This is a genomic window from Paenarthrobacter ilicis, assembly GCF_016907545.1.
Classification (GTDB): Bacteria; Actinomycetota; Actinomycetes; order Actinomycetales; family Micrococcaceae; genus Arthrobacter; species Arthrobacter ilicis.
Genome location: NZ_JAFBCD010000001.1, coordinates 3,448,320 through 3,475,255, shown reverse-complemented (window position 1 = coordinate 3,475,255; position 26,936 = coordinate 3,448,320). Strand labels below are relative to the sequence as shown.

The following is a 26,936-nucleotide window of genomic DNA, read 5'->3' as shown; positions in this document are numbered from 1 at the left end:
GCGGCTACCAGCGCGGGTGAACCGCTTCGCGGAAGTGGCGATCGTAGATGTCCTTGACCCCGTCCACCAGTCCGGCGCCGACGATCTGCATGTCTCCTGCCTCGGCGTTGGCCTCAGCCTGCTGGGCTGACCGCGCACCGGGAATGACCGTGGTGACCCCGTGCTGGGCGATGATCCAGGCCAGTGCCGCTTGCGGCGTGGTGACGCCTTCCGGGACCAGGTCGCTGAATTCCCGGGCAGCTTTCACGCCGCTCTCAAAGTCCACCCCGGAGAAGGTTTCTCCTACGTCGAAGGATGAGCCGTCCCGGTTGTAGTTCCTGTGATCGTTGGCTGGGAATTGGGTGTCCGCGGTGTATTTCCCTGACAGAAGACCGGAGGCCAGGGGAACACGGGCGATGATGCCTACGCCGGCCTCCTGTGCCGCGGGCAGGACCTCGTCCAGGGGCTTGAGGCGGAAGGCGTTGAGGATGATCTGGACTGTTGCGGTGTTTCCACGCTTGATGGCTTCCAGTGCCTCGTCGGTCCGTTCCACGCTGACGCCGTAGTTCCGGATGGCCCCTTCGCTGACCAGCGTATCCAGGGCGTCGTATACCTCGTCGCTGCTGTACACGGCGGTAGGCGGGCAGTGCAGTTGGACCAGATCCAGGGTGTCCTGCTGCAGGTTCCGGCGCGACCTGTCGGTCCAGGCACGGAAGTTCTCCAAGGTGTAATTGCCGGGTATCTGGTCCATGCGCCGTCCCATTTTGGTGGCAACAGTGATGGACAGTTCCGGATTGGAGCGGAGGAACTTTCCGATGATTTCCTCGCTGCGTCCGTCGCCATACACGTCCGCGGTGTCAAAGAAAGTGACACCCAAACCAGCCGACGCGTCCAGGACGGCCATGGCGTCGGCCTCGCTGACGTCGCCCCAGTCCGCCCCGAGCTGCCACGTGCCCAGCCCTACGGTGGAAACTGATCGGCCGGTCCTGCCAAGTATGCGCTGTTCCATGGGTTCGACTATATGCTGCCTGGTTGGGACTATGGCCGAAAAAAGGGAACCAACGGGCAACTCCGCGCTGGATCCTCAGTTCGGGAAGCGCCGTTTGTTCGCTTGGCGGACCAGTTGAATGAACCCAAAGACGAAGACTGCTTCGACGAGCACCATCAGGCCGAGCAGCAGCCACTGACTTTGGGCGATGAAAACCACGGCCCCCGTGATCACCAGGGTGGTTCCGAGAACCAGCGCATACACGGCGAATCCAAAGGCGACTTTTGCGCTGCGCACACCCGTTCTGAAGCCGAAGCCTGATGGTTCGCGGCTTGGACGGCCACTCACGTGGCCGTCGGGGGCAGGTTTAAGGTTGTCGAATTCCGCCCAGAGGTCCGGGTCAGGATTGCTCATGCCTTCATCATCCCGCAGCCCACCGCAGTTTGGTCACCAACCCGGTAAAGGTGGCGGGTGGTCCGGCGTCCTTGGGTCGGTGCCTAGTATCTGGCCGCGTACGGGTAGAGCTCCATGCCCACCATGGAACTGATGCTCGAGACTGTGATGCCTTCCTGTGGGTTCAGGGCTTGCACCACCTGGCCGTTCCCCAAGTAGATGGCCACGTGATAGAAGTTGGACGGCGAGCCCCAAACCAACAGGTCGCCGCGGCGGGCCTGCGAGAGTGGGACGTGGACCGGAGCAGCGGCGTACTGCTGCGAGGCAGTTCGGGGCAGGCGCATCCCCGCTGCGGCGAAGGCATTCTGGACCAGTCCTGAGCAGTCAAAACCGTAGGGCCCAGTACCACCCCACTGGTAGTAGAACGGCGCGCCCACCTTACCCAAGGCTATGGAAATTGCTGTTTCGTGCGAGCCCGGCGAAGGTGCGGGCGCGGGTGCAGGTGCTGGTGCTGGCTCGGGTGCTGGCGCGGGCGCGGGGGCTGGTGCTGGCGCGGGCGCAGGTGCTGGTGCGGGCGCAGGCGCTGGTGCGGGCGCAGGCGCTGGTGCGGCGGGACCCTGGACCGGGGCTGCCGGTGCCGGGGCAGCCGGAGCGGGAGTTCCCTGCGAAGCGCCCGAATCTTGGCCGGCCTGATTCCGCGCTCCCTGGTCAGCAGCGGCGGTCAGTGCCGTGAGCCGTGCCTCTTCACGCTGCCGGTCCAAGGCATCCACCCGGGCAGACTCAAGCGCCACAGTGGTGTTGCGGAGCTCGGCCAACTGGTCCACCAGTGTGGTCCGCTGTTCTTTCGCGTCGGCCACGGCTTTGAGCTGCGCCGCATTGGCCTGTTCCGCTTGTGTCTTGCGCTGCTCGGCTGTTTTTGTCGCGTCTTCTGCGGCCTTGGTGGCGTCATCCGCAGCTGCCGACATGGAGCGGGATGCCGCGGCGGCGCTGATGGCGGCCTCAAGATCGCGGTTTCGCCTTGCTGTGAGGGCCTCCAGCGTGGCCGCCTGCTGCAGGCTTTCGGTGCCGCCGGCCAGCGTTGCGAGGGCGGGATTCAGTCCGCCATTCCGGTACAGGTCTCCGGCGATCTGCCCCACCTGTTTGCGTGTCTTGTCCTGCTGTTCCCGGGCAGCCGCGGCCTGGGTGCCGGCGTCGGACGCGGTCTTGGTCCTTTGCTGGAGTTCCACCAGGGCTTCGCTGTAGGCGTTGTTGGCCTGCATGGCAGCTGCTGACGCGGCCTGCTGGGAACCTGCTGCGTCCGCAAGGACCCGCTCGATGGTGCTGACCTGTTCCGCCGTCGCTGTCTCACTGGCTTTGGCTGCCGCGATCTCCTCAGGCGAGGGCACATCTGGAGACGCCCGGACGCTGAGGGCGGGGGTCGAAGCGGGCACGGCCCCAGCAGGAGTTACCACGGCGCCAGAAAGTACGACGACGGCACACAGCACCGCCGTCCTGCGGGCAGATCGGGACAAAGCCATGTAAGGAAACCTCGAAACGGTACGGGGGAGCGAGGTTCCGGATGTGGCGCGACTGCGCACCTCGGAGGCTCCCGGCAGTCTGAGGCTACGTGAGCACTTGCCCATTGGCAACAGCAGTCACATCAGTAACATAAACCACAACGTTGTCATTCGCGACGACCCAGCGGGCGTGTCCCGGGTCAAGCCCCCGCGGCGTCCAGCCCGGCAACCTTCCCCAACAAGTAACGCCGTTCCTGCAAGCTGCCTGTTTTCTTGGCGGCTGTCAGATAGGCGGCCCTGGCTTCGTTGGGAAGGCCCGCCATCTCATACAAGTGACCACGCACAGCCTCCAAACGGTGGGATTTTCCGAGTGCAGAGTCCAACCCGGACAGCAGCTCGATCCCGGCATGGGGCCCTCTGACCATTGCCACAGCGACACCGCGATTCAGTGTGACCACGGGGCCCGGGGCCACGGCTTCAAGTACCGTGTAGAGCGCCAGGATCTGCCGCCAGTCCGTCTCCTCGGCAGTAGGCGCTTCGGAATGCACAGCGGCGATCGCCGCCTGCAGCTGATAGGGCCCAGCCGCGCCCCTTCCCAGCACGGCAGACAGCAGGGCAACGCCTTCCCCGATCTGCCCGCTGTTCCACAAGCTTCGGTCCTGCTCCGCGAGGGGAACCGGCGTTCCATCGGCCAATGTACGTGCCGCGCGCCTGGAATCGGTGAGCAGCATCAGCGCCAGCAGACCCGTAACCTCGGGCTCATCCGGAGTGGAAGTGAGCAGCAAACGGGTCAGGCGGATCGCCTCGGTGGTGAGGTCCTCGCGCTGGAGGGACGGGCCCGAGCTTGCAACGTAGCCTTCGTTGAAGATCAGGTACAGGACGTGAAGTACGACGCCGAGCCTCGCCTTCCGCTCGGAAGCAGGCGGCATGCGGAACTCAGCGCCCGCCTTCTGGATGCTCTGCTTGGCGCGGCTGATGCGCTGGCCCATGGTCGCCTCGGGAACCATGAAGGCTGAGGCGATTTCCGCCGTCGTGAGTCCGCCAACTGCCCTGAGCGTCAGTGCCAGCTGCGACGGTGCCGAGATGGCGGGGTGGCAGCAGAGGATCATGAGGGTGAGGGTGTCGTCCCGATCCGGGGCGGAATCCAGCGGGACCTCCATGGCGGCTACCCGTTCCTCACGGGCGCGCCGGGCATGATCGCTCCGCCAAGCATCGATCAACCGCCTGGACGCCACCGCTGTCAACCACGCCTGTGGGTGCTCAGGAAGTTCGGAAGGCCACTGGAGGGAGGCCTCAAGGAGAGCCTCCTGAACGGCATCCTCGCACGCGTCAAACTGCCTGTACTTGCGCACCAGCATGCCAAGGACCCGCGGCGCCAGGGTGCGCAGCAGGTCCTCGAGCGATGTGTCGGGTGGCTGGTCCAGTCAGACCTCCGGAGGTCCATCGGCCAGCGGGCGGAGCTCAACCACTTGGGAGTACTTCACAATGCTGGAGCAGATTTCCACGGCGCGTTCCTCGCTGGCCACGTCAACCACCCAATAACCCACCAACGATTCCTTGGACTCGGCGAAGGGGCCGTCCGTGGTGATCACGCCATCGGGGGTCTGCTTGACCAGCTTGGCGGCACTGCCGTCGGCCAGGCCCGCATTGAAGACCAGCTCTCCGGACTCGGTGAGGTCCTTGTCGATCTGGATCATGAAACCGATCATTTCCTTGATCCATCCGGGGTCGGCCGTCTCCATCATGCCTTCTGCCGAACCGAACATCATGATCATGTATTTCATCTGAAACTCCTTGAGAGGGCACCTCGTGCGGGTGCTTTCACTGGTGGGTCGGAACAGTGCAGGGCATTTCTACATGCTGAATGAATTTTCCTTGGTTATTTTCCGGGCAGCCTTTTCCGCGGTCAGGCCCTGGCGATTACTTCGCCGTTGGGAATGAGGAAATAGCCGTCATCGGTGGCGCCCCACCGGTGCCACCCCGCCGCAATCCTGGCCAGGTCCGCCTCGTTGGCCAGGCCGTATTCCAGCGCTTGTTCGGCGAATGCCGAGTGCAATACCCGTTCGCTCCATACCCGGGCCTGCCACGCACGTTGTTGTGCGGTGGCGTACAACCAGTTGCTGCTGCTGGGCCCCACTTGGGTGAAACCCGCCTGCTGTGCCCACGAGACCAGTCGTCGCCCGGCGTCGGGTTCAGCCCCGTTCCGCCTGGCGATCTTCTGGTACAAATCCATCCACTCATCAAGCTCCGGCAGCTCCGGGTACCAGCTCATCCCATGGAAATCAGCGTCGCGCACGGCAACAATGGCGCCGGGCTTGGCTACCCGGCGCATTTCACGCAGCGCAGCGACGGGGTCCGTGAGGTGCTGCAGGACCTGGTGCGCGTGGACCACGTCAAAGGATTCGTCCTCGAAGTCCAGGTCGTAGATGTTGCCGGTCTGGAAGGAGACGTTGTCCACGCCGCGCTCGCCGGCCAGCCCGGTTGCCTGGGCCACCACGTCAGCTGATCGGTCCAGGCCGATCACCTGCGCCGGGGAAACCAGCCCCGCGAAATCGCAGGTGATGCTGCCCGGTCCGCATCCGACGTCGAGCACGGTGGTCCCGGGAGTGAGGTAGGGCATCACAAAAGCCGCAGAGTTTTCCACTGTTCGTGATGCGTGGGCACGGACAACCGACTCGTGGTGTCCATGGGTGTAGACATCTTCAGGCTGCTGCTGCGCGTTCATAGGGAAACGCTACAACTTGGTGGCGGTGTTTCGGCGGAACGTGCTGCAATGGGCGCAGTACTTCAGCCGGCTTCCGTGCCTGTGGCTTCGTCCCGGGCAGCCAGGGTTGCGTCCACCATGTCCGTCATGAAGCGGGTCACCACATCCAGCTCTTCAGCGCTGTAGGTGGCCATGGCCCGGCCCATGTGGATAGCCAGCGGCATGAACATGGCACTTCCGTCCTTGTAGGCCTTGGGGGTCATGTGGAGCTGGACCTGACGCCGGTCCGTGCCCAATCGTTCGCGGACCACGTGGCCGGAGGCATGGAGCCGGTCCACCAAAGCGGTGGTGGCGGGTGAACTCAGCCGCAGTTCGGAGCGCAGCACACCGGGGGTTACCACTTTGCCTGCCGCGGAGTGCCGCATGATGACGGCCAAGGCATTGAGGTCCGTGCGGTGCATGTCGTTCGTGCCGCCGGCCGCGTCCACGTAGTGGTTGGCCTCCAACGTGAAGTCCTGAAGGAGTCGCACCAACTCCTGCGGTGCCGCATCCTGTGGCCTGCCGCCCCCGGGTGCGCCGCCGGGAGTGTGGCGGCCGGGTTCGCCGGCGTCGTCCGGGCGCTGAACCACTGGGTCAGTCATAGCGCCCTCCTGCCGGCGTGAGTAGTGGATTGTTGCCTACCGGATATTACTCCCGGCAGGGGCTGTTGAGCTCATCCATAGTTAATCACTCTTGGAATAGTTCCATCATAGAGATAATCTATGCTGGAATAAAGATCCTCCGCATCCCCACAGAAGAAGGACACATGAACGCGCAGAAAGTTCCGTTCTGGCTGAGATGGCTGGTGCCCGTGGTGCTGGTCATCACCTGGCTGGGCATTGCCGGAATCGGCGGCCCCACATTCGGGCGGCTCAGTGAAGTCTCCTCCAACGATCAAGCCTCCTTCCTGCCCGCCGGTGCTGAAGCCACCGAGGCCGGCGAATGGCAGGCCAAGTTCAGGGATTCCGAAGAAATCCCCGCCGTGGTCATCGTCGAAAACGACGCCCCTTTCACCCCGGCCCAACTGGCTCAAGCAGCCAAGCTCAAAGGCGACATTGACGCACTCAAGCTGGGGAGCGCCGTCGTCGGCCCCATTCCTTCCCAGGACAGCAAGGCTGTGCAGTTCATTGTCCCCATGGCGTCCTCGGACGAGCTGAGGGAGAAGGTCAAGGAACTCCGTGACGTGGTCCAGCCCGGCGCCCCCGATGGCATGAAGGCCTACGTCACCGGCCCGGCCGGCCTCACGGCGGATCTGGTCAACGCGTTCGGTGGCATCGACGGCATCCTGCTGCTGGTGGCACTGGGCGCCGTGTTCGTGATCCTGTTGCTGGTGTACCGGTCCGTGGTGCTCCCGCTGGCGGTACTTTTCACCTCGGTGTTCGCCCTCTGCGCGGCGATTCTGCTGGTCTTCGGCATGGCCAAGCTGGGCTGGATCCAGCTCAACGGCCAAAGCCAAGGCATCCTGTCCATCCTGGTGATCGGCGCGGCAACGGACTACGCACTGCTGTACGTGGCGCGCTTCCGTGAAGCACTGACCCACACCACCAACCGCACGCAGGCCGTCATCACCGCGTGGAAGGCGTCCTTCGAGCCGATCCTGGCCTCGGGCGCCACCGTGATCATCGCGCTCCTGTGCCTGCTCTTCTCAGATCTGAACTCCAACAAGGCGCTGGGGCCCGTGGCTGCGGCCGGCATCCTCTGCTCGCTGTTCGCCGCGCTCACTCTCCTGCCCGCGCTCATGGCACTGCTGGGCCGCGCCGCTTTCTGGCCCTTCCGTCCCAAGCTCCTTCCCGACGACCAGCGCGAACCCGAGCTGGTCACCGGCCTGGAAGGACAAAAGGGTCTGTGGAAGGGAGTCGGCACGCTGGTTTCCAAGCGCCCGCGCGTGGTGTGGATAGCGTCGGTCCTGCTGCTCTTGGTGGCATCCGCCGGTGTTCTCCAACTCAAAGCAAACGGTGTCCCGCAAACGGACGTCATCCTCGCCAAGTCGGACGCCGTGGACGGCCAGGACGCTCTGGCGCGCCACTTCGACGCCGGCAGCGGCAGCCCCGCCGTCGTGGTGGCCTCCCAAGGCTCCGCGCAGCAAGTCCTGGACAAGGTCAAAGCGGCCGACGGCGTGGGGGACGCCTACCTGTTGGCCGACGGGAACGTCCCCATCACCGGAGCCCCGGGCGCCCCCACCGAACCCGCGGTCCGTGATGGCAGGGTGCTCATCAACGCCACCCTGAACTCCGCAGCCGACTCGATCGAAGCCGAGAACGCAGTGAAGGCACTGCGAACCGAGGTCCGCGACGTTGATTCCCAAGCCTTGGTGGGTGGGGTCACGGCGACAGCCCTGGATACCAACACCACCGCCCAGCGCGACCTCCTGGTGATCATTCCGGTGGTTCTGGTGGTGATCCTCTTCATCCTGATGCTCCTGCTGCGATCCGTGGTGGCGCCGGTGCTGCTGGTGCTGTCCGTGGTGCTCTCCTACGCTGCAGCCCTGGGCGTCTCTGCCTGGGTGTTCAACGGGATTTTCAAGTTCTCCGGAGCTGATGCCACCGTTCCGCTGTTCGGATTCGTGTTCCTTGTTGCGTTGGGTGTGGACTACAACATCTTCCTGATGAGCAGGGTGCGCGAGGAATCGTTGAAGCATGGAACCCGGCCGGGCATCCTCCGCGGGCTGGCCGTGACCGGTGGCGTGATCACCTCCGCCGGCGTGGTGTTGGCGGCCACGTTCGCGGCCCTGGGTGTCATCCCCATCATGTTCCTGGTGCAACTGGCATTCATTGTGGCATTCGGCGTGCTGCTGGACACGGTCCTGGTCCGGTCTCTGCTGGTTCCTGCGCTGGCTTACGACATTGGCAGCAAGATCTGGTGGCCCAGCAAGCTTGGACGGTCCCCGCGCGATGCCGTGATCCGCGAGCATGAAGAAGAAGGCGCCCCCGTGGGACGCTGAGTGTCCTCTCCTGTGGTCCGGGCCTCGGCCCGGACCACAGGATGCAGGCGCCTACGCGCTGACCGTGTTCCGTTCCCGGTAGCCATCAGCGGCGTAGACGCCCAACACCCGGACCTCGGTGGTGAAGAATTCCAATTCCTCCAAGGCACGCCTCAACCGTGGGTCTTCCGGGTGCCCCTCCACATCGGAGATGAACATGGTGGCTGCGAATTCGTCGCCCACCATGTAGCTCTCCAAGCGCGTCATGTTGAGGCCGTTGGTGGCGAATCCACCCAGCGCCTTGTACAGGGCCGATGGAACGTTGCGGACGCGGAATACAAAAGTGGTGATGGCCGGGGCGGGCAACTCTTCCTTGGTGGGAAGCTCGCGCTCGCGGGCCAGCACCACAAAGCGGGTGGTGTTGGTGGGGTCGTCCTCGACGCCGGACGCCAGGACTTCCAGACCGTACAGCTGGGCGGCCAAAGGGGGAGCCAGGGAGAGTTTTCGGGGATCGTTCCAGTCGCGTACCTCGCGCGCCGACCCGGCCGTGTCGCCCGCAATGACCGGCTTCAGGCCTGCTTCGCGGATGATCCGCCGGCACTGGCCCAGCGCGTGGATGTGGCTGTGGACCTCGGTGGCACCCTCGATGGTGCTGCCCGGAATCCCCAGGAGATCAAAGCGGATGGGCAGGAAGTACTCGCCCACAATCTGCAGGTTGGACTGGGGGAGCAGGACGTGGATGTCGGCTACGCGTCCTGCAATGGAGTTCTCGATCGGGATCATGGCCAGGTCCGCGGCCCCGGAGGAGACCAGCTCAAAGGCGTCCTCAAAGCTTGCACACGGGACGCTCTCCATAGCGGGGAACATTTGCTTGCACGCGAGATCCGAGTTGGCTCCCGGCTCACCTTGATACGCAATCTTCTGGGACATGGTGCCCATAATTTCATGCAGTGAGCCGGGCCACCCAAACGCGTCCACGCTATGGCCGCGGGCAGGCATCGCGTCAGCCGTTGATCACCTGCGGAACGCCCAATGCCTTCAGGCCTTCGGCGCCGAATTCCAAGCCGTAGCCTGATTGCTTTGCCCCGCCGAACGGCACCCGGGGGTCCACGGCACCGTGCTTGTTGATCCACACGGTTCCGGCCTGGATGCGGGCGGCGACTTCCCGTGCGGCACCCAGGTCGGAGGACCAAACAGAGGCGCCCAGTCCGACGTCGAGCGCGTTCGCCTTGGCCACCGCCTCGTCAACGGTGCTGTATTTGATGATCGGCAGTGCCGGGCCAAACTGTTCCTCGGCCACCAGCGGATTGTCATTGTCGATGTCCGCCACCAGGGTGGTGGGGTAGAAGTTGCCGGGCTGGTTGTCGTCGGGGTTTCCGCCCACCAGGATCCGGGCGCCGGACTCGCGGGCGGCGTCCACCAGCCGGGCAACAATGTTGTACTGCTGCCGGTTCTGCAGCGGACCAAGCACATTGTTCTCATCCAGCCCGTTGCCCATGGGCATGGCGGCGGCAACAGCGGCGAGCTCGGAACAGACGGCCTCGTACTGGGACTCGTGGACGTACAGGCGCTTCAGGGCGGCGCAGGTTTGTCCGGTGTTGATGAAAGCGCCCCAGAACAAGCCCTCCGCAATTGCCTTGGGATCGGAGTCTGGCAGCACAATTCCGGCGTCGTTGCCGCCGAGCTCCAGCGTGAGCCGCTTGACGGTGTCCGCAGAGGACCGGATGATCGCCTTGCCCGTAGCTGTGGACCCGGTGAACATCACCTTTCCAATGGCATCGTGTGAGGCCAGCGCTTCGCCGACGTCGCGGCCGCCCGAGACTACGGACAGCAGGCCCTCAGGCAGTTCCTGGTTGATGATGGAAATCAGCGCCAGCACGGACAGCGGAGTGTATTCGGAGGGCTTGACCACCACCGCATTGCCCATGCGGAGCGCTGGCGCGATCTGCCAAATGGTGATCATCATGGGCCAGTTCCACGGGCCAATTGCACCCACCACGCCGATGGGCCGGTAGTGCAGTTCGGCGTGCGTTTCGCCGTCATCAACCACCACCTCGGGTTCCAGCGGAGTGCCCGCGGTGGCACGGAGCCACGCGGAGCAGGCGCCCACTTCGAAGCGGGCATTGGGGCCGTTCAGCGGCTTGCCTTGCTCGCGGGAGAGCAGCCGGGCAAGTTCTTCGGCGGAACGTTCGACGGCGTCGGCTGCTTTCAGGAGCGCGGCGGACCTGGCGTCGTGGCCCAGCGCAGCCCAGGCAGGTTGCGCTGCGGCTGCTGCGTCGATTGCGGCCTGCAGGTCTTCCACGGTGTGAACGGGTGCCTCGCCAACAGCCTCGCCCGTCGCAGGGTCAAGAATGGTGCGGCTGTTCTGGCCGGCGGCCGGGGTGATCGAGGCCAGCAGGGCGTCGTAAGTCTCCATTGGTACTCCGCTCAGGTAGTAAGTCGTGGCGTCCGGTGGGGCACGCAACGTTTGTTTCCAGTGTGGTGGGAGTCACTTGCGGTGTGCTTGTCGTTGAACGAACAGCCCTTGACGGGAAGTGAACGCTTTCCGTCCCGGCAGCCGTGCCTGATAATCGAGCTTGTGAGCCTCGCTTCCCTCGCAGCCTTTGCCGGCCTCTGCCTTGTCCTTTCGGTGACTCCCGGTCCCGATACGTTTCTGGTCCTCCGGATTGCGCTGAACAGGCCAAGTGCGGGCATTGCCGCGGCGGCTGGTTCAGCTGCGGGTGCCATTGCGTGGGCTGCGTTGGTGGGCGTTGGGTTGGCTGCGATCCTGGAGCAGTCCGCTGAATTGTTCCGGTGGGTGAAGATCGCGGGCGGCCTGTACCTGCTGTACCTGGGTGTCTCGTCATTCATCAAGTCCCGGAAGGCGGCCAAGGCAGGCATGGACGGTTCCGGCGGGGAGGAGCCCCTCCCGTACAGTCGGCTCTCAGCCCTGGGCGCCGGCGCGCTGTCCACGCTGCTCAACCCCAAGGTGGGACTCTTCTACCTGGCCGTGGTTCCGCAATTCATCCCGCACGGGGGCGACACCATGGGCACTTCCCTGATCCTGGGCCTCGTTGTCGCGGTCATCGCCTTCGCCTACCTCTCCATGATCGCCGTTGTGGCGTTCAAGGCGATGCGGTGGCTCAAACGCCCCAAGGTGGGCACCGTCGTCGAGCGCGTCAGCAGCGGTGTGATCGCCGGGCTGGGCGTGGGCGTGGTGGCGTCGGGCGCCACGAGCTGAATTTACTGTGCGAATTCAAATACGAGCTGGATTTTTGGATCCACGCTCGCGACTATTCCAGAGTAAAAGGCTTGGGCCTGTTCTCGAAGGGCGTCGTGGTTTTGAACAATGTACTTCTGCTTGTTTTCGTCGCTGAGAATGTTGGTGATCATGCGGGTTTGGACCGCTGCCGGTGTTAGCCAACTGAGCGCCTCGCTGCTTTCCAGAGGATCCTCGAACACGGGATCCTCGTAGCCAATCCCGACGAATTCGGGGATGGTCACCCGATATGAGTCTTTACCGGTGGGTTCGATTTTCACCTTTGACCCGTCGACGCCGAGTTTTGCATCGAACTTATACTGGATCAGCGTGGTCTTCTCGCTGGCAGGTACAACCACTCCGAGTATTTCGCCTGAACTTTCGTGTCGTGCCACCCCCTCAATGTGCAGGCTGACCAGGGCAACCTCTTGCACCCGGGTGACGGACTGTTGCACCTGGGAATCGCGTTCGCTCGAGTTGCTGCCGAACAGTGAATTGAGAGCCAGGGCATTCAGGGCGCCTGAAGCGAAAATTGCCACGATTCCTGCAATAACCAGTGGAGTGACCAAGACGAGTGGCCAGAGTAAAACCCTTGCTTTGAAAAACTTCATTACTTTTTCATTCCCCGGTCTTTGATGTCGAAATGTCTTCGAAGTTGCGCGGCGGTCGACCGCCTCAACAGGGCACTGTTCCAGTCCTTTCGAACCATATAAAGGCGGACAGGTGCAGGTCGACTGTTACGTAATCCGCAGCTCGGCCGCGGCCGGCGTCACGGATGCGAGGTCAAACAGCCAGCAGCGCCAGGTAGTTGTCCAACTGCCCCGCGAGATCCTGCGAAAAATGTTCTGCAGGGGACAGCGCCACCACGATCTGCGCGCCGAGCATCATGTTCAGCAGGTGATCGGCGACGGCGGCGTCCCCGATGGGCGCCTTGATCTCACCGGCCGCCCGGGCTGCTGCGGCGTGGGCAGTGATGGTGGTGTGCCACTGGCTCATGGACTCGCTGTGAAGGATGGCCATCTGGGCGTCGTTCAGTGCCTTCTGCCAGAAGGGAATCACGATCCGGGCTTCGTTGACGCGTTCCTCATCCAAGGGCAGGACTTCGGCGCAGAATGCGCGGAGAGCGGCCACCCCGGAGAGCCCCTCCGTCATGGTGGCGATGCGCTGGTTGGTGCGGTTGAAAACGTGCCCGAAGGCCGATGTGAGAAGCAGGTCCTTGGTGGGGAAATAGGGCTTGAGCGCGCCGTTGGCGAAGCCTGCCTCCTCGGCTATCTCCCGCATGGTGGCCCCTTCCATGCCCAGCCTTGCGATGATGCGCCAGGTAGCGTCCACCAGTTCGAGGCGTCGTTGATCGTGGTCCACAATCTTTGGCACTGTTGGGGCTCCCGGGAAAATAATCGGCGAAAAGGTCTTGTGACCCATCTTACGTTTTGGCTATTCTCTACAACTATAGAAAATAAACTCCGACCCATCACCGGTCCCGGACAAGAGGCAGCCATGACGCCCACAGCAACTGAGACAGTCGCCACCGAGCAAGCACAGTACGGCCTGGCAACGGGCGCCGAGATTTCCCAGGTACAGGGGATCCTGCAGGCCGCCGGCCATTTGGGCGCTGAGAAGCGCATCGCCTACCTGGGGCTGGTGGACCCCTCCCGTGGCGCCCCCGGGCTTGAACGCCGTTTCCGCGTCTTCATCCACGACATTTCCGGTGGAGCTCCTACGGACGTCGTGGTCTCCGTAACCCGCGGCGAGATCGTGTCAGCACTCGAACTGGACACCAAGGTCTCCGGTGAACTCCCCGTCCTCGAGGAAGAGTTCGAGGTGGTGGAGGCGCTCCTCGCCACCGATGAGCGGTGGCTCACAGCGCTCGCAGCCCGGGACCTGGACGTGGAGAAGGTCCGTGTTGCTCCGCTGTCCGCCGGCGTCTTTGAATATGAAGACGAAAGGGGCCGGCGCATCCTCCGTGGGCTCGCGTTCGTGCAGGACTTCCCGGAGGACAGCGCTTGGGCGCACCCCGTGGATGGACTCGTAGCCTACGTGGACGTGGTCAACAAGGAAGTCACCCAGGTCATCGATCTGGGCGTCATGCCGATCCCGGCAGAGCACGGAAACTACACGGATCCTGAACTGACCGGCCCTCTCCGCGAAACCCAGAAACCCATCAGCATCACGCAGCCCGAAGGCCCCAGCTTCACCGTCACGGGCGGCAACCACGTGGAGTGGGAAAAGTGGAGCGTGGACGTCGGCTTCGACGTCCGCGAAGGAGTTGTCCTCCACAACCTGGCTTTCCAGGACGGCGAGAAGAAGCGGCCCATCATTAATCGCGCGTCCATTGCCGAAATGGTGGTGCCCTACGGCGATCCCTCGCCCATCAGGTCTTGGCAGAACTACTTCGATACCGGCGAATACCTGGTGGGCCAGTACGCAAACTCCTTGGAACTGGGCTGCGACTGCCTGGGCGACATCACCTACCTCAGCCCTGTCATCAGCGACGCTTTCGGCAATCCCCGTGAGATCCGCAACGGCATCTGCATGCACGAGGAAGACTGGGGCATCCTGTCCAAGCACTCCGACCTCTGGACCGGCATCAACTACACCCGCCGCAACCGTCGCCTGGTGATCTCCTTCTTCACCACCATCGGCAACTACGATTACGGCTTCTACTGGTACCTCTACCTGGACGGCACCATCGAGTTCGAAGCCAAGGCCACCGGCGTCGTGTTCACCAGCGCGTTCCCGGAAGGCGGCTCGGAGAACATTTCCCAGCTGGCTCCCGGGCTGGGTGCACCGTTCCACCAGCACCTGTTCAGCGCGCGCCTGGACATGGCCATTGACGGTTTCATCAACCGTGTGGAGGAAGAAGACGTGGTCCGCCAGGCCATGGGCGAGGGCAATGAGCGCGGCAATGCGTTCTCCCGCAAGCGCACGCTCCTGGCGAAAGAGTCCGAGGCCGTCCGCGAAGCCGACGCAAGGGCTGGCCGCACCTGGATCATTTCCAACCCTGGGTCCACAAACCGCCTCGGCGAGCCCGTCGGTTACAAACTCCACGCCGAAAACCAGCCCACGCTCCTGGCCGATCCGGGGTCATCCATTGCCAAGCGCGCAGCCTTCGCCACCAAGGACGTATGGGTCACCCGCTACGCCGACGACGAGCGCTACCCCACGGGCGACTTCGTGAATCAGCACTCCGGCGGTGCTGGCTTGCCGGCTTACGTTGCCCAGGACCGCGAGATCGACGGCCAGGACATCGTCCTCTGGCACACGTTCGGCCTGACCCACTTCCCCCGCGTTGAGGATTGGCCCATCATGCCCGTGGATACCGTGGGCTTCAAGCTGCGTCCCGAGGGCTTCTTCGACCGCAGCCCCGTTCTGGACGTGCCGGCCAACGCCTCAGGCTCGAGTTGCCACAGTGCCGCCGGCGCCACTGGCGAGCACCACGACGGCGAAGCCGCCGGGCACTGCCACTAAAACCGCTCCGGGAACACCATGACCACGACGACGGGACGGGTCCGGTTCGCCGGGCCTGTCCTCCATCCCCGTCTCTGTGCAGCATTGACCGCGGCCTCCTGCGCGGCTCATCTGTGGCTGGCGGTGTCCGGGAATCACGGGGTTTGGCTGGGCTTCCTGATGATCGCCATGGCGGCGGTATGCCTGCCCTGCGCAGTTCACATCTGGCGCCACAGCCGTGTGGGGTCGCTTCACCAAGTAACCGCTGCGGCCTTGGTGATGGTGGCACTCCACGCGGTCCTGCTGCTCGGAGCGGGAGGCGCCGGCCACAGCCATGGCGGCAGGCCGGCGTCGAGCGTTCCTGAAACGTCCGGTGCAGCGCAGCTGCTGCTGGTCATCGGCCTGGAACTGACGACGGCGTTGCTCGCCGCGACGCTGGTGGCTCGCCTCCGCCGGGCCCAGAGTAGGCGGGTTCGCGGGAATCCTGCCACGTCGTAGGGAAGCGTCCAACGAACTGGAAGGCTTCCCGCTATTTCGCGCCCGCAGACAAGGAAACGCGCGTCAGCTTGTCCGGATTGGAGAGTTGCCGCAGGCCCCGGATGGACCCGTCCGGGGCCACGTATATTTCAATGACGTCCGAGCGGCCGTGATGTTTGAGGACCAAGGCTGATCCGCTGTTGATCGCCACAACCCAGGCCCGGACCGGTTCCTCGGGATCGGCGGCGATGGCTTTTCCCAGGATGCCCGTAAAAAAGCGCGCGATCCTCTCCGCCCCAAACAGGGGGTTCACGGCGCTCTTGACCTTGCCGCCGCCATCAGCCCAGAGGACGGCATCGCGGTGGAGCAAGGACACTACGGTGTCAATCTCTCCCTGTTCGATCGCGTGCACGAGCTTCTCCAGGACCGCGCGGTCTTTGGCCCGTGGAGCGGGAGCGTTGGGATCGATGTCCAGGCGTCGTTCGGCACGGGAGATCATCTGGCGAACGGCGGCTGGCGTCTTCTCCAGGATCTCCGCGATTTCCGGAGCCGGCAGGCCGAAAGCGCGGTGCAGGACCAGCGCAGCCCGTGCCTCCGGTGCCAGTTGTTCCGCCAAATGGAGCAGGGTCAGTGACAACAGCTCGCGGTTGGCTACGGCGTCTTCGGGGAGCAGGGAAGTGTCAACCGGTTCGGGCAGCCACGGCCCGGTGTACTCCTCCCGGACGGCAGCGAGCTGGCGCACGCGGTCGATGGAGCGCCGTACGCACACAGTGGTCAGCCACGCCGGCCAGGATTCCACCCGGCCCGCGGAGGTGTTCCGTTCCTGCCGGACAGCGTCAATCGCTACCTCAGAAACGACGTCCTCGGCATGCCCGAAGTCGCCCAGCATTCTGTAGGCGATCCCCAGGAGACGGTTCCGTTCGCCCTGCCACGCCGCCGTGGCTGACACCGCAAGAGTCATGCTGCCAACGCTACCTTTCAGATGACCGGGTTCTTCTCATCCACGGGTGGTTCCATCTGTGTGCTGATGGCAATGCGGTTCCACACGTTGATGGTGGAGATGGCCATGATGAGTCCGCCCATCTGGGAGTCGTCAAAATGGGTGGCGGCGTTGTTCCAGATCTGGTCGGTGACGGTGTCAGGGCCCAGCTGGGTCACGGCATCTGTCAGAGCCAGGACAGCTTGTTCGCGGGCATCGAAGAACACCTTGGAGTGTTGCCACGCTGCCACTGCATGCAGCTTCCTTTCCGGGATTCCGCTTTTGCGGCCTTCGGTGGCGTGCATGTCCACGCAGAATCCGCAGCCGTTGAGGATGGAAGCGCGGAGCTTGATGAGCTCGTACAGGTCCGGATCCACGGACTTGCGGGCGTAGCCTTCAAGGCCAATGACGGCGGCGTAGCCAAGCTTGTTGGTACGGCCGATGTTGATGCGGGTCATGCTGACGTCCCTTCAGAGATGGTGGCTTACATCAGGAATGTCGGAGCGGATCCCGGAAGTGTGACAGTTCCGGCGAATTGTTAGAGTCAGAGGCGTGCGAGCAATAGTGTTTGATGAGGTCCGGACCCAGCCCGACGTCAGGGAGGTCGCCATACCGCAAGCCCCCCACGGCGGAGTGGTGGTGAAAGTGCTGGCAACAGGCATGTGCCGTAGCGACTGGCATGCCTGGGCCGGCCACGATGACATCGCCATGCCTCACGTTCCTGGCCACGAGCTTGCGGGCGTCATCGCCTCGGTAGGCGAGGGCGTGGAACTCTGGAAAGAGGGCGATCGTGTGACGGTCCCGTTCGTTTGTGGTTGCGGGAAATGCGAGTGGTGCCTCGCCGGTGAAGCGCAGGTGTGCCCCGACCAGCAGCAACCAGGCTTCACCCACTGGGGTTCCTTTGCCGAGTACGTGGCCCTCCACGCAGCGGACAGCAACCTGGTTGCCATCCCTGACAGCGTTGAATATTCGACGGCGGCAAGCCTGGGCTGCCGCTTCGCCACCGCGTACCGTGCGCTTGCTGCCCGGGCCAATGTCCGCGCCGGCGAGTGGGTCACCGTGGTGGGAGCGGGCGGCGTGGGGCTGAGCGCCGTGATGATTGCCAAGGCCATGGGAGCCCGTGTGGTGGCCGTGGACCGCAACCCTGAAGCCCTTGAGGTGGCGTCCCGTCTGGGTGCTGAGCACACGGTTCTTGCCGATGGCTCTGACATCCCGGAAGCCATTCACGCACTGACCGGGGGAGGCGCGCACGTGGCCGTTGATGCCGTGGGAAGCGAACAGACCTGCTCCGACGCCATCCTGAGCCTCCGCAGAAGGGGCCGGCACGTCCAGATTGGCCTGCTTCCCTCGATCAACGGCAACCCCCAGGTGCCCATGGCCCGCGTTATCGGCTGGGAACTGGATCTCCTGGGCAGCCACGGCATGGCCGCTGTGGACTACCCGGGCATGATGGCGCTGATAGAAGCCGGTTCATTGCAGCCCCAGTTGCTGATTGAGCGAACCATTGGCTTGGAAGAAGCCGCCACGCTGTTGCCCGGGTTCGATACGGCAAGAGTGGCGGGTATGACCATGATCGATCCGGCGCTCTAAGCCCTCAATTGCGACCTGGCTGGGTTAGTTGGCCGGCCGGTTCCGGTAGGCCGCCAGGAAGTGTGAAATCCGGCGGACCGCTTCTTCAATGTCCCGCTCCGCAGGCAGGATGACAAAGCGGAAGTGGTCCGGGGTGGGCCAGTTGAAGGCCGTGCCGTGGGAGACCAGGATTTTCTGTTCCTGCAGCAATTGCAGTACGAACTTCTCATCCGAGGCGATGGGGTAGAGCTCCGGGTCCAGCCGGGGGAACAGGTACATGGCGCCGGCGGCGGGGACGCAGGTCACCCCGGGGATTTGGGTCAGCAATTTCCAGGCGAGGTCGCGCTGTTCCCGCAGGCGACCGCCCGGACTGATGAGGGCCTCTATGCTTTGGTACCCGCCCAGGCACGTTTGAATGGCGTGCTGCGCAGGAACGTTGGAGCACAGGCGCAGGGATGCCAGCAATTCCAGGGATTCCCTGTACGCAGCGGTAGCGGTGAGGGGACCGGTCACGGCCACCCAGCCCGCACGGTAGCCCGGCATGCGGTAGGCCTTGGACAGCCCGCTGAAGGTCAGGACACAGATGTCATCGGCAATGGACGCTGTGTGGATGTGTGGTGCGTCGATGTACCGGATCTTCTCGTAGATCTCGTCAGAGAAGAGCACCAGGTCATGCTTGCGCGCCAGGTCTGCGAACTGCTCCAGGATGTGCCGCGGGTACACGGCGCCCGTGGGGTTGTTGGGGTTGATGATCACGATTCCCCGTGTGCGCGGGGTGATTTTGGCTTCGACGTCGGCCATGTTCGGCCACCAGTTCTCGTCCTCATCGCAGAGATAATGCACGGCCTTGCCGCCAGTGAGCGTTACCGTGGCAGTCCACAACGGGTAGTCCGGGGCGGGGATGAGGATTTCGTCGCCGTTCTCCATGAACGCCTGCAGGGTCATGGAGATGAGTTCGCTGACGCCGTTCCCGATGAAAACGTCCTCAACGCCAATATTCATCAGCCCACGGGTCTGGTAGTACTGCGAGATGGCGGTGCGGGCTGAAAAGATGCCTTTTGAATCGCTGTAGCCCTGGGCTCCACGAAGGTGGTGGATCATGTCCACCACCACTGACTCCGGCGCCTCCAGGCCGAACGGGGCGGTATCACCGAGGTTCATCTTCAGGATCCGGTGGCCTTCGGCCTCCATGGCCTTGGCCGCTTGAAGGATTGGCCCCCGGAGTTCGTACCGGACATTCTGGAGTTTGCTGGAGTGCTGCATCTGACGCATGGTTGATCTTTTCACGGTCCTGCCCGCAACGGGCAAACTTGTCCGGGATGCGTCGGGGCGGAGGGGGCGGACGGCTTAGGCGGGTCTGTACGAGTACCGGTATTCGGAAGGGGAATAGCCGAACGCGGTTTTGAAGGCCCGGGAAAAACTGGAAGCATCCGTGAAACCCCAGTGCATTCCAACTACGGACACGGGCCGCGTCTGGAGGCGGGGATCCACCAGATCGGAACGGCACTTCTCCAAGCGTTGCCGGCGAAGCCAGGCACTCACGGTATCGTCCCGTTCTTCGAAGAGCTTCTGGAGATAGCGCACCGAAACATTGTGGGCGGCGGCGATCTGGTTGACCGTGAGTTCGGGGTCACCCAACCGCGCCCCGACAAATGCCTCCACCCTCTCCATGAGTGCCAGCCGCTCCGGGGAAAGGGGCGACGACGGCGGGACCCGCTCGGCGAAAACTGCCGAGATCAGGTTCAACAGGGCGTCCGACACCGTGGCTGCGTCGGTCACCGTGTCCTCGTGGAGCTGTTTGGCGATGGCACCCAGTAACGCGGAGGTCAGCGAGCCCAGTCCTTGCCGCCCGGAAATCCTGGACGCCGTGAGGCCGGCGATGCTCTTGCGGTTCAGGTGGAGTGCTTCGGGCGGGAACATCACCACCATCATCCGGAACGCGTCATCGAAGTAAAGATCGTAGGGCCGGGTGGTGTCGTAGATGGCGAAGTCGCCGGGAGTCAGCGCCGCTTCCCTGCCATCCTGCGCCACCACGGAGTAGCCGCGCAGCTGAAGCCCCAACTTCACCAGCCCGGGATCGTTGGCTTGGATCTGGCGGTGGCCGCGCCTTACGTGGCTTGCTGTCCCTGAAACGGCACTGAGGAACACCGGTCCCACCGATTGGTTGATCAGCCCGCCCCCAAAGCCCTCCGGATCCTTGGCAACCACGGACAGTGGAACGAAGGCCTGGTTGACGGCTTGGTTCCACGCGTCAAAGCGCTCGGTCCTGGCCAAGGAAGTGGTGGTGAACTCTTCCCGGGGCTGCCTGGCAATGGCACCGGTCACGTCATCTCTCCTTTGAAAGCGGCATTTCCAGTGTCCCATGAACGCATCCGCCACAGTGATGCCGCTCACAAGAGTGCGGGTGGTGCGCAGTGCTGTGCGTCCCATGCCAAGAGCCCCAGTGCCGGTCCGCGGCAAACTGCTGGGGACGGCACTGCGATGCCGGTCCTTGTTTCACGGCCCCGTTCGAGGAGGAACCCCATGGCTGACAACACATCTCATCATTCCGACTACGTGGTGGTCGGCGCAGGCTCCGCAGGCAGCGTCATAGTCCGCCGCTTGCTCGACGCCGGCCATACGGTCCACGTCCTTGAAGCCGGTTCGGTGGACTCCGATCCCAATATCCACAACCCCCAGGGCTGGCCGAATCTCCTGACCGGGGCCAACGACTGGGCTGTCATGACCACGCCGCAGAAGCACGCGAACAACCGCAGCCTGTTCTGGCCCCGGGGCAGGGTCCTTGGCGGCAGCAGCTCCCTCAACGGAATGATCTACATCCGCGGGCACCGGACCGACTACGATGCCTGGGCCGCCCAGGGTGCAGAGGGCTGGTCCTGGGATGAGGTCCTGCCGCTGTTCAAGAAATCCGAGGACCACGCCGATGGTGCCAGTGAGTTCCACGGAAAAGGAGGCCCCCTCCACGTTGAGCGCATCATGGAGAGGCACCCGGCTGCCCAGGCCTTCGTGGACGCTGCTGTCTCCCTCGGCCACACGGAAACCGATGATTTCAACGGCATCCAGATGACCGGCGTCGGCTTCAACCACACCACCACCAAGGACGGCAGGCGTGCCAGCGCCTGGCAGAGCTTTGTTGCGCCGGTGCTTGACCACCCGGGCCTCAAGGTCACCACGGATGCGCTGGTCACCAGGGTGACGCTCGACGGCGGACGGGCAACCGGCGTCGAATACCAGCTCGATGGTGAGCTGCTTCAGGCGGAAGCCGGCGCGGAAGTCATCATCAGTGCCGGCGCCATTGGTTCCCCGAAGATCCTGATGCTGTCCGGCATTGGACCATCCGCCCATCTCCGTGACGTGGGCATTGATACCGTGGTGGACCTGCCGGGCGTCGGTGAAAACCTTCACGACCACCTGCTTGCGGGCAACATTTACGAGGCATCCGCACCGCTGGTGGCGGGCCGCCATAATTTGTTGGAAAGCCAGCTGTACGCGCACAGCAGCCAAACGGAAGAAGAAGCCCCGGACCTGCAGCCCTTGTTCCTGCACCTGCCGTATCCCACCGACGGTGGCCCGGCACCGGAGCATGGGTACACCATTGCACCGGGAATTGTCCGGCCGCGCTCCCGCGGCACGTTACGGCTGGCATCGGCGGACCCCGTGGCAGCACCCTTGGTGGACCCGAACATCCTGGCCGAGGAATACGACGTTGAGGCCTTGGTGGACGCCATCATTCTCTGCCGCGAGATAGGCGCCCAGGATGCCTTTGCACCCTTCCGCAGAGGTGAGTTCACGCCGTCGTCGGCTCCTGCATCCCGCGACGACGTCCGGGCCTTTGCCCGTCAAGCTGCCGGCACTTACCATCACCAGGTTGGCACCTGCAAGATGGGTGTGGACGATTTGTCCGTTGTGGATCCGCAGCTCAGGGTCCGGGGTGTTGCGGGCCTCCGGGTGGCCGATGCCTCCATCATCCCGGCTGTCCCCAGCGGCAACACCAACGCCCCTGCGATCATGATCGGCGAAAAGGCTGCCGGGCTGATGCTGGGCGACTAACCCTGGCTGGGTCAGGCGAGGCCCGGTACACCGTCCTTGATGGTGAACGACTTCCTGGTGCTGGCCGGAGCGCCCGGAGTGGTGACGTAGTCCAGCACGCGGAAGTCCGCGGCCATGGCGTCCTTGGTGATGCGCGTGTTCACGTAGCCGCGGTTGTCGTTGTAGAACTTCAGGTGCGGGTTCCACGCCATGGTGGGATCTGTAGTGGAGCCGTTTCCATCTCCGGTGGAGGTGATCGACGAGCACACCAGTTCCGACCCAACCACTGGTGACGCCGGGTCCTTGTAGTCCACTTTGAGGTCGGTGGCCCAGTGGCGGTGTACGTCGCCGGTCAGCACGACGGCGTTGCGCACCTTGGCGTCCACCCACCCCTGGGTGATGCGGCGGCGGGACGCGGCGTAACCGTCCCAGCCATCCATGGAGACGTCGTCGATGTCCGGTGCCTTGTCACGGTCCCGCTCGGCGAAGAAGACCTGCTGGCCCAGGATGTCCCAGCGCTGCGTGGAGTTCCGGAAACCGTCCAGCAACCACTTTTCCTGCTCGGCGCCGGTGATGGTGCGGTTCTCGTCCAAGCGTTCGGCGACGTTCTTCCGCCAGCCGTCGCCGGCGAGCTGATCGTCCCGGTACTGGCGGGTGTCCATCATGTGGAAGTTTGCCAGCTGGCCCCACTGGATGGTGCGGTAAATCTTCATGTCGAAGCCTGCCGGGACCGATGACGGGCGCAGTGGCATGTTCTCGTAGTACGCCTGGAACGCTGCTGCGCGGCGCTGCCGGAAGTGCTCAGTGGTGTCGTTCAGCTGGCCCGCATCGCTGTTCTCCGGAATGTCGTCTGCCCAGTTGTTGTCCACCTCGTGGTCATCCCACACCACCAGCCAGGGCGCGATTGCGTGCGCAGCCTGCAGATCGGCGTCGGCCTTGTATTGGGCGTGCCGCTGGCGGTAACCCGCGAGACTGACTGTCTCCGGGCCCTCATGATCACGGGGGTTGCCGCCGCCGATCACGTAGCTGTCCTTTTTGTACTCGTAGAGGTAGTCGCCGAGGTGCAGCACCAGGTCCGGGTGGTCCTCTGCCAGCCGCTTGTAAGCAGTGAAGTAGCCGTGCTCGTACTGGGCGCAGCTGGCGAACGCCATGGCCAACGCGGTGGGAGTTTCGCCTGGTGCCGGGGCCGTCAGCGTGCGGCCGACCTCGCTGAGGTGGCGTCCGGTGCGGAAACGGTAGAAGTATTCGCGGCCCGGCCGCAGGCCCTTCAGCTCGACGTGCACGGAGTGGGCGCTTTCGATCCTGGCATGTTCGACGCCGCGGGCTACTACCCTGCGCATGGCCGGGTCTTCGGCAACTTCCCACGCGACGGCAACGTTGCGGGACGGCATGCTCCCCAGGCCGTCCCCGGCCACGGGGTTCATCGCCAGCCTGGTCCAGATGACAAAGCCGTCCGGCCATGGTTCGCCCGACGCGATGCCCAGCGTAAACGGATCGGTGCGGAGACCGGCGTCGTCCGCTGTTGAAACCGCGACGGCGGTCTGCGGCAGGGCGGCCACGCCGGCGACGATTCCAGCACCGAGGCCGGCTGAGATGAGGGATCTGCGGGAGATTTTTTCCATGTTCAGACCCTAGGAACGCCGGGTTGACTGGATTCAAGAGCGACGTGAATGAGCGGTAAATTATGTGACAAAAGCTGTAACTCCGGGTTGGAGTGGAGTATGCCTCGTCTATGCTCGGACCATGACGGGGATCACGCCATGATGACGGGGGAGCGCTCACAGCGGCCCGGTACGGTGACATTTGCGGTGGTGCTGATGTACATGGCCGGCATCACCCAGATTCTCCTGGGGATCCTCACTATTTTCCTGCGGTACGCCCCGGATGCGCAGTCCCAAGGCGTCACGTTGCCCATCACCCTGCTTGGTGCCGGCATGGTGTTGTTTGGCCTTCTGGTCATCGGGTTGGCATCCGGGGTGGCGCGCGGAAGCAGCGCCGCCCGCCAGGGAGCAACGGCGGTCATGCTTCTGGGCCTGGCGTTCGCCGTGCTGGACCTTCTGGTTGCAGCAGATGGTGACTGGTCCGCTGTGATCAGCCAGTCCATAGCCAGTTTTGCCGTGGTGGTGCCGCTGTGGACAGGACGCGGACGGCGCTACTTCGAGCGGTGATGAAGCACTTCTTGGGCGTCCCTGTAAGCGACGCGCCGGTGGACAAAGCGCACCACCTCCACCAGCCCTATGCAGGCCCCTGACGTGGCCAGGATCAGCAGTGCTGTGGGGAGCGTCGGATCGGTGAATTGCAGGAAGTTCCGGGCAACAGGAACCGAGTACACCAGAACCAGCCCGATCATCATGGCCCCGATCACCATCCCCTTGAAACGCGTGACCGGACGCGAGAGCACCACCAGGATCCAAATGCCGATGATGGCCAGGATCAGCGTGGAGCCCGTCCGTATCTCAGCTTCGGGAATCTGCAGGTTCGCTGCCAGGCGGGCGTAGGCAGCGAGGCCCAGCGTCACGGAAACACCTGCTGGAACGGCGAAGGTGAGTGACCGACGGAGGAAACCCGGAATATAGCGCTGCGCGTTGGGCAGCAAGGCCAGGAAGAACGCCGGGATGCCGATGGTCAGGCCATCAGTGACGGACAGTTGCCGGGGAAGAAACGGAAAGGGAAGAAGCAGGATCCCGAACGCGATGGCCAGGAACGTGGCATAGGCGGTCTTGGTGAGGAACAGCATGGAAACGCGCTCAATGTTGGCGATGACCTGGCGACCCTCCGCCACCACGCTGGGCAGATGGGAGAACTTTCCGTCCAGAAGCACCAGCCGTGCCACCGCCTTGGTGGCGGCCGCCCCGGAATTCATGGCCACGCCGATGTCGGCTTCCTTGATGGCCAAGGCGTCGTTCACACCGTCTCCGGTCATGGCTACGGTGTGGCCGGCTGACTTCAAGGCCACCACGATCCGCTTCTTCTGGTCAGGAGTCACCCGGCCAAAAACCACGTTGTTGTTGATGGCATCCAGGAATTGCTGGTCATCTTCCGGCAGCTCGCGTGCATCGAAGCCGTGGGGCGCGTCCAGGCCGACTTCACGGGCGATCGCGGCCACGGTCTGGGGGTTGTCGCCGGAAATGATCCGGACATCGACATCCTGTGCCGCGAAATAGGAGAGGGTTTCCGATGCATCGGGACGGATGTTCTCCTTGAAAGTCAGGAGTGCCACGGGTGCTGCGTCCGTGGGGACGGTTTCATCATGGGTGGGCGTGCCGTGGGCCAGAACCAACGTACGCCGGCCGGTTGCTGCCAATTCCGCGGCTTTGGCGGCCAGTTCCAGCCGGGCGGGGTTGGAATGCTGCGCTGTGTGGGAACTTTGCGCAGGGAACACCATCTCGGGGCCTCCCAGAATCCACATCCCGTCGTCGAACATCACAGCGCTCCACTTGCGAGCGGAGTTGAAGGGAACCCGGTCCGTGGGCGGCGCCAGCGGTTGATCGTGGAAGTGGCCCGCCAGGCTGCGGGCCGTGGCATTCGCATCGTTCTGGATGCCGTACCACGCCAGCACCGATTCCCACCCGGACCGTGTGGTCAAGGGATGTGCCGCATCAAAAACGATGTCGCCCTGGGTGAGTGTCCCGGTCTTGTCCAGGCAGATGATGTCCACCCGCGCCAGGCCTTCCACCGCGGGCAGCTCCTGCACCAGCACCTGCTGACGGGCCAGCTTCACGGCTCCCACGGCGAAGGTAATGCTGGTCATGAGAACTAGTCCCAGGGGGACCATGGCGACGACGGACGCGATAGTGGCGGTGGCAGCATCCCTCCACGAGCCACTCGACACGGCCTCCGACCAGCCGCCTTGGGCCATCATCTGCGCGTTCAAAACCAACAACGCCACTGGACCCACAAACCAGGTGACCCACTTCAGTACCCGGTCAATGGAGGAGCGCAGCTCTGAAGCAACCAAGGAGAAGCGTTTGGCTTCCGCGGCCAGGGAGTTGGCAAAAGAATCCGCACCCACCTTGTCCACCAGGGCGCTTCCTTCGCCGGCAACCACCACCGAGCCGGACAGCACACGGTCATCCTCCGCCTTTTCCACGGCGTCGGACTCACCGGTGAGCATGGACTCGTCCACTTGAAGGCCCCTCGAGGCCAGCACGACCCCGTCGGCCGGCACCTGGTCCCCGGCCCGGAGGACCAGGACGTCGTCCAGCACCACATCGTCCAGTGCTATGTCCGTTTCCGCCCCATCCCGCAACACCCTGGCATGCGGTGCGTTGAGGAGGGCCAGGCGGTCCAAAGCACGTTTGGCCCGGTATTCCTGGACGCTGCCAATCACTGCGTTGGCAATAGCGCTGAAACCAAACAGGGCGTCCTGCCAGCGGCCGATCGCGAAGAGGACAATGAAACAGGCCAGGATGATTCCGTTGAACAGCGTGAGCACGTTGGCGCGGACAATGCTCCATACGCTGCGGCTGGTGTCCTGGACAAACACGTTGGTCTTACCGGCGGCAACCCGTTCGGCAACGTCTGCGGTGGTCAGCCCCTGCCCGACGGCCGCCTCTGGCTGGATGTCCGCCCCCGTGTGGTTCCTCTGCTCCGGCACCTAAGCCCCCGTCGTCGAGCCCTCCCGGCAATGGTCCTGGCACCGGCTATGCGATGGAATTGAGTATGCCAGCCGTGGCGC

General features: G+C 63.9%; 24 protein-coding genes. 7 read left to right on the top strand and 17 right to left on the bottom strand.

Going from position 1 to position 26,936, the window contains the following annotated elements; genetic code table 11:
- Nucleotides 1-4: 4 nt before the first annotated feature.
- The 7 genes from JOE60_RS15855 to JOE60_RS15825 form a co-directional block, all read right to left on the bottom strand.
- Nucleotides 5-988 (bottom strand): aldo/keto reductase, encoded by a 984-nt coding sequence (locus JOE60_RS15855; protein WP_167267533.1) that lies wholly within the window; start codon nucleotides 986-988, stop codon nucleotides 5-7.
- A gap of 75 nt (nucleotides 989-1,063) precedes the next feature.
- Nucleotides 1,064-1,381, bottom strand: a complete 318-nt coding sequence (locus JOE60_RS15850) for a hypothetical protein (RefSeq protein WP_167267530.1) — start codon at nucleotides 1,379-1,381, stop codon at nucleotides 1,064-1,066.
- A gap of 83 nt (nucleotides 1,382-1,464) precedes the next feature.
- Nucleotides 1,465-2,877, bottom strand: coding sequence for a C40 family peptidase (locus tag JOE60_RS15845; RefSeq protein ID WP_167267528.1), 1,413 nt, complete (start codon nucleotides 2,875-2,877; stop codon nucleotides 1,465-1,467).
- A gap of 179 nt (nucleotides 2,878-3,056) precedes the next feature.
- Entirely contained in the window at nucleotides 3,057-4,235 is a 1,179-nt protein-coding gene (locus JOE60_RS15840; RefSeq protein WP_167267762.1) for a DUF6596 domain-containing protein, read from the bottom strand.
- Nucleotides 4,236-4,280: 45 nt separating this feature from the next.
- Complete coding sequence (locus JOE60_RS15835; RefSeq protein ID WP_167267526.1) at nucleotides 4,281-4,640, bottom strand: YciI family protein; 360 nt, start codon at nucleotides 4,638-4,640, stop codon at nucleotides 4,281-4,283.
- Between the two features lie 122 nt (nucleotides 4,641-4,762).
- Complete coding sequence (locus JOE60_RS15830) at nucleotides 4,763-5,581, bottom strand: methyltransferase domain-containing protein (RefSeq protein WP_167267524.1); 819 nt, start codon at nucleotides 5,579-5,581, stop codon at nucleotides 4,763-4,765.
- A gap of 62 nt (nucleotides 5,582-5,643) precedes the next feature.
- Nucleotides 5,644-6,201, bottom strand: coding sequence for a MarR family winged helix-turn-helix transcriptional regulator (locus tag JOE60_RS15825; RefSeq protein ID WP_167267522.1), 558 nt, complete (start codon nucleotides 6,199-6,201; stop codon nucleotides 5,644-5,646).
- Nucleotides 6,202-6,365: 164 nt separating this feature from the next.
- Between JOE60_RS15825 and JOE60_RS15820 the strand changes: the two genes are divergently transcribed.
- Nucleotides 6,366-8,540, top strand: coding sequence for an MMPL family transporter (locus JOE60_RS15820; RefSeq protein ID WP_167267520.1), 2,175 nt, complete (start codon nucleotides 6,366-6,368; stop codon nucleotides 8,538-8,540).
- Between the two features lie 51 nt (nucleotides 8,541-8,591).
- Here JOE60_RS15820 and JOE60_RS15815 read toward each other — a convergent pair whose 3' ends face one another.
- Together JOE60_RS15815 and JOE60_RS15810 are read right to left on the bottom strand one after the other, a co-directional pair.
- Complete coding sequence (locus JOE60_RS15815; protein WP_167267519.1) at nucleotides 8,592-9,449, bottom strand: prephenate dehydratase; 858 nt, start codon at nucleotides 9,447-9,449, stop codon at nucleotides 8,592-8,594.
- A 73-nt stretch (nucleotides 9,450-9,522) separates the two neighbouring features.
- Entirely contained in the window at nucleotides 9,523-10,935 is a 1,413-nt protein-coding gene (locus JOE60_RS15810) for an aldehyde dehydrogenase family protein (protein ID WP_167267518.1), read from the bottom strand.
- Nucleotides 10,936-11,097: 162 nt separating this feature from the next.
- Between JOE60_RS15810 and JOE60_RS15805 the strand changes: the two genes are divergently transcribed.
- Complete coding sequence (locus JOE60_RS15805) at nucleotides 11,098-11,739, top strand: LysE family transporter (protein WP_167267517.1); 642 nt, start codon at nucleotides 11,098-11,100, stop codon at nucleotides 11,737-11,739.
- Nucleotides 11,740-11,741: 2 nt separating this feature from the next.
- On the opposite strand, the gene JOE60_RS15800 is transcribed toward JOE60_RS15805, so the two are convergent.
- The gene (locus tag JOE60_RS15800) at nucleotides 11,742-12,368 is read right to left on the bottom strand and encodes a DUF4230 domain-containing protein (RefSeq protein ID WP_167267516.1); all 627 of its coding nucleotides are present in this window, start codon (nucleotides 12,366-12,368) and stop codon (nucleotides 11,742-11,744) included.
- Between the two features lie 172 nt (nucleotides 12,369-12,540).
- The gene (locus JOE60_RS15795; protein ID WP_167267515.1) at nucleotides 12,541-13,131 is read right to left on the bottom strand and encodes a TetR/AcrR family transcriptional regulator; all 591 of its coding nucleotides are present in this window, start codon (nucleotides 13,129-13,131) and stop codon (nucleotides 12,541-12,543) included.
- A gap of 123 nt (nucleotides 13,132-13,254) precedes the next feature.
- On the opposite strand from JOE60_RS15795, the gene JOE60_RS15790 reads away from it, so the two are divergent.
- Nucleotides 13,255-15,225: a primary-amine oxidase gene (locus tag JOE60_RS15790; RefSeq protein WP_167267514.1), complete on the top strand. Its 1,971-nt coding sequence runs from the start codon at nucleotides 13,255-13,257 to the stop codon at nucleotides 15,223-15,225.
- An 18-nt stretch (nucleotides 15,226-15,243) separates the two neighbouring features.
- Nucleotides 15,244-15,702: a hypothetical protein gene (locus JOE60_RS15785; protein WP_167267513.1), complete on the top strand. Its 459-nt coding sequence runs from the start codon at nucleotides 15,244-15,246 to the stop codon at nucleotides 15,700-15,702.
- A 31-nt stretch (nucleotides 15,703-15,733) separates the two neighbouring features.
- On the opposite strand, the gene JOE60_RS15780 is transcribed toward JOE60_RS15785, so the two are convergent.
- Entirely contained in the window at nucleotides 15,734-16,642 is a 909-nt protein-coding gene (locus tag JOE60_RS15780) for a sigma-70 family RNA polymerase sigma factor (protein ID WP_167267510.1), read from the bottom strand.
- 17 nt (nucleotides 16,643-16,659) lie between these two features.
- A complete protein-coding gene (locus tag JOE60_RS15775) occupies nucleotides 16,660-17,118 on the bottom strand; it encodes a carboxymuconolactone decarboxylase family protein (RefSeq protein WP_167267508.1) in 459 nt (152 codons plus the stop codon).
- A gap of 94 nt (nucleotides 17,119-17,212) precedes the next feature.
- On the opposite strand from JOE60_RS15775, the gene JOE60_RS15770 reads away from it, so the two are divergent.
- Nucleotides 17,213-18,250, top strand: a complete 1,038-nt coding sequence (locus JOE60_RS15770) for a zinc-dependent alcohol dehydrogenase family protein (protein WP_167267505.1) — start codon at nucleotides 17,213-17,215, stop codon at nucleotides 18,248-18,250.
- 24 nt (nucleotides 18,251-18,274) lie between these two features.
- Here JOE60_RS15770 and JOE60_RS15765 read toward each other — a convergent pair whose 3' ends face one another.
- Together JOE60_RS15765 and JOE60_RS15760 are read right to left on the bottom strand one after the other, a co-directional pair.
- Nucleotides 18,275-19,501: a pyridoxal phosphate-dependent aminotransferase gene (locus tag JOE60_RS15765; RefSeq protein WP_167267503.1), complete on the bottom strand. Its 1,227-nt coding sequence runs from the start codon at nucleotides 19,499-19,501 to the stop codon at nucleotides 18,275-18,277.
- Nucleotides 19,502-19,576: 75 nt separating this feature from the next.
- Nucleotides 19,577-20,554, bottom strand: a complete 978-nt coding sequence (locus tag JOE60_RS15760) for an AraC-like ligand-binding domain-containing protein (RefSeq protein ID WP_204814947.1) — start codon at nucleotides 20,552-20,554, stop codon at nucleotides 19,577-19,579.
- A 198-nt stretch (nucleotides 20,555-20,752) separates the two neighbouring features.
- On the opposite strand from JOE60_RS15760, the gene JOE60_RS15755 reads away from it, so the two are divergent.
- On the top strand, nucleotides 20,753-22,279 hold the full coding sequence (locus JOE60_RS15755; RefSeq protein WP_167267501.1) for a GMC family oxidoreductase: 1,527 nt from the start codon (nucleotides 20,753-20,755) through the stop codon (nucleotides 22,277-22,279).
- An 11-nt stretch (nucleotides 22,280-22,290) separates the two neighbouring features.
- Here the strand turns inward: JOE60_RS15755 and JOE60_RS15750 are convergent, their stop codons facing one another.
- Nucleotides 22,291-23,880: an alkaline phosphatase D family protein gene (locus tag JOE60_RS15750; RefSeq protein ID WP_167267499.1), complete on the bottom strand. Its 1,590-nt coding sequence runs from the start codon at nucleotides 23,878-23,880 to the stop codon at nucleotides 22,291-22,293.
- A gap of 99 nt (nucleotides 23,881-23,979) precedes the next feature.
- On the opposite strand from JOE60_RS15750, the gene JOE60_RS15745 reads away from it, so the two are divergent.
- Nucleotides 23,980-24,426: a hypothetical protein gene (locus tag JOE60_RS15745; RefSeq protein WP_239528888.1), complete on the top strand. Its 447-nt coding sequence runs from the start codon at nucleotides 23,980-23,982 to the stop codon at nucleotides 24,424-24,426.
- Here the strand turns inward: JOE60_RS15745 and JOE60_RS15740 are convergent.
- Nucleotides 24,411-26,855, bottom strand: a complete 2,445-nt coding sequence (locus JOE60_RS15740) for an HAD-IC family P-type ATPase (protein WP_167267497.1) — start codon at nucleotides 26,853-26,855, stop codon at nucleotides 24,411-24,413. The genes JOE60_RS15745 and JOE60_RS15740 overlap by 16 nt on opposite strands.
- Nucleotides 26,856-26,936 lie beyond the last annotated feature (81 nt).

What these genes read in the sequence shown, in the direction of transcription:
- JOE60_RS15755 (WP_167267501.1), top strand. Translation starts at nt 20,753, where the DNA reads ATGGCTGACAACACATCTCATCATTCCGACTACGTGGTGGTCGGCGCA.
- JOE60_RS15790 (WP_167267514.1), top strand. Translation starts at nt 13,255, where the DNA reads ATGACGCCCACAGCAACTGAGACAGTCGCCACCGAGCAAGCACAGTAC.
- JOE60_RS15825 (WP_167267522.1), bottom strand. Translation starts at nt 6,201, where the DNA reads ATGACTGACCCAGTGGTTCAGCGCCCGGACGACGCCGGCGAACCCGGC.
- JOE60_RS15775 (WP_167267508.1), bottom strand. Translation starts at nt 17,118, where the DNA reads ATGACCCGCATCAACATCGGCCGTACCAACAAGCTTGGCTACGCCGCC.
- JOE60_RS15750 (WP_167267499.1), bottom strand. Translation starts at nt 23,880, where the DNA reads ATGGAAAAAATCTCCCGCAGATCCCTCATCTCAGCCGGCCTCGGTGCT.
- JOE60_RS15830 (WP_167267524.1), bottom strand. Translation starts at nt 5,581, where the DNA reads ATGAACGCGCAGCAGCAGCCTGAAGATGTCTACACCCATGGACACCAC.
- JOE60_RS15845 (WP_167267528.1), bottom strand. Translation starts at nt 2,877, where the DNA reads ATGGCTTTGTCCCGATCTGCCCGCAGGACGGCGGTGCTGTGTGCCGTC.
- JOE60_RS15800 (WP_167267516.1), bottom strand. Translation starts at nt 12,368, where the DNA reads ATGAAGTTTTTCAAAGCAAGGGTTTTACTCTGGCCACTCGTCTTGGTC.
- JOE60_RS15850 (WP_167267530.1), bottom strand. Translation starts at nt 1,381, where the DNA reads ATGAGCAATCCTGACCCGGACCTCTGGGCGGAATTCGACAACCTTAAA.
- JOE60_RS15855 (WP_167267533.1), bottom strand. Translation starts at nt 988, where the DNA reads ATGGAACAGCGCATACTTGGCAGGACCGGCCGATCAGTTTCCACCGTA.
- JOE60_RS15820 (WP_167267520.1), top strand. Translation starts at nt 6,366, where the DNA reads ATGAACGCGCAGAAAGTTCCGTTCTGGCTGAGATGGCTGGTGCCCGTG.
- JOE60_RS15780 (WP_167267510.1), bottom strand. Translation starts at nt 16,642, where the DNA reads ATGACTCTTGCGGTGTCAGCCACGGCGGCGTGGCAGGGCGAACGGAAC.
- JOE60_RS15785 (WP_167267513.1), top strand. Translation starts at nt 15,244, where the DNA reads ATGACCACGACGACGGGACGGGTCCGGTTCGCCGGGCCTGTCCTCCAT.
- JOE60_RS15745 (WP_239528888.1), top strand. Translation starts at nt 23,980, where the DNA reads ATGCCTCGTCTATGCTCGGACCATGACGGGGATCACGCCATGATGACG.
- JOE60_RS15835 (WP_167267526.1), bottom strand. Translation starts at nt 4,640, where the DNA reads ATGAAATACATGATCATGATGTTCGGTTCGGCAGAAGGCATGATGGAG.
- JOE60_RS15765 (WP_167267503.1), bottom strand. Translation starts at nt 19,501, where the DNA reads ATGCGTCAGATGCAGCACTCCAGCAAACTCCAGAATGTCCGGTACGAA.
- JOE60_RS15815 (WP_167267519.1), bottom strand. Translation starts at nt 9,449, where the DNA reads ATGTCCCAGAAGATTGCGTATCAAGGTGAGCCGGGAGCCAACTCGGAT.
- JOE60_RS15810 (WP_167267518.1), bottom strand. Translation starts at nt 10,935, where the DNA reads ATGGAGACTTACGACGCCCTGCTGGCCTCGATCACCCCGGCCGCCGGC.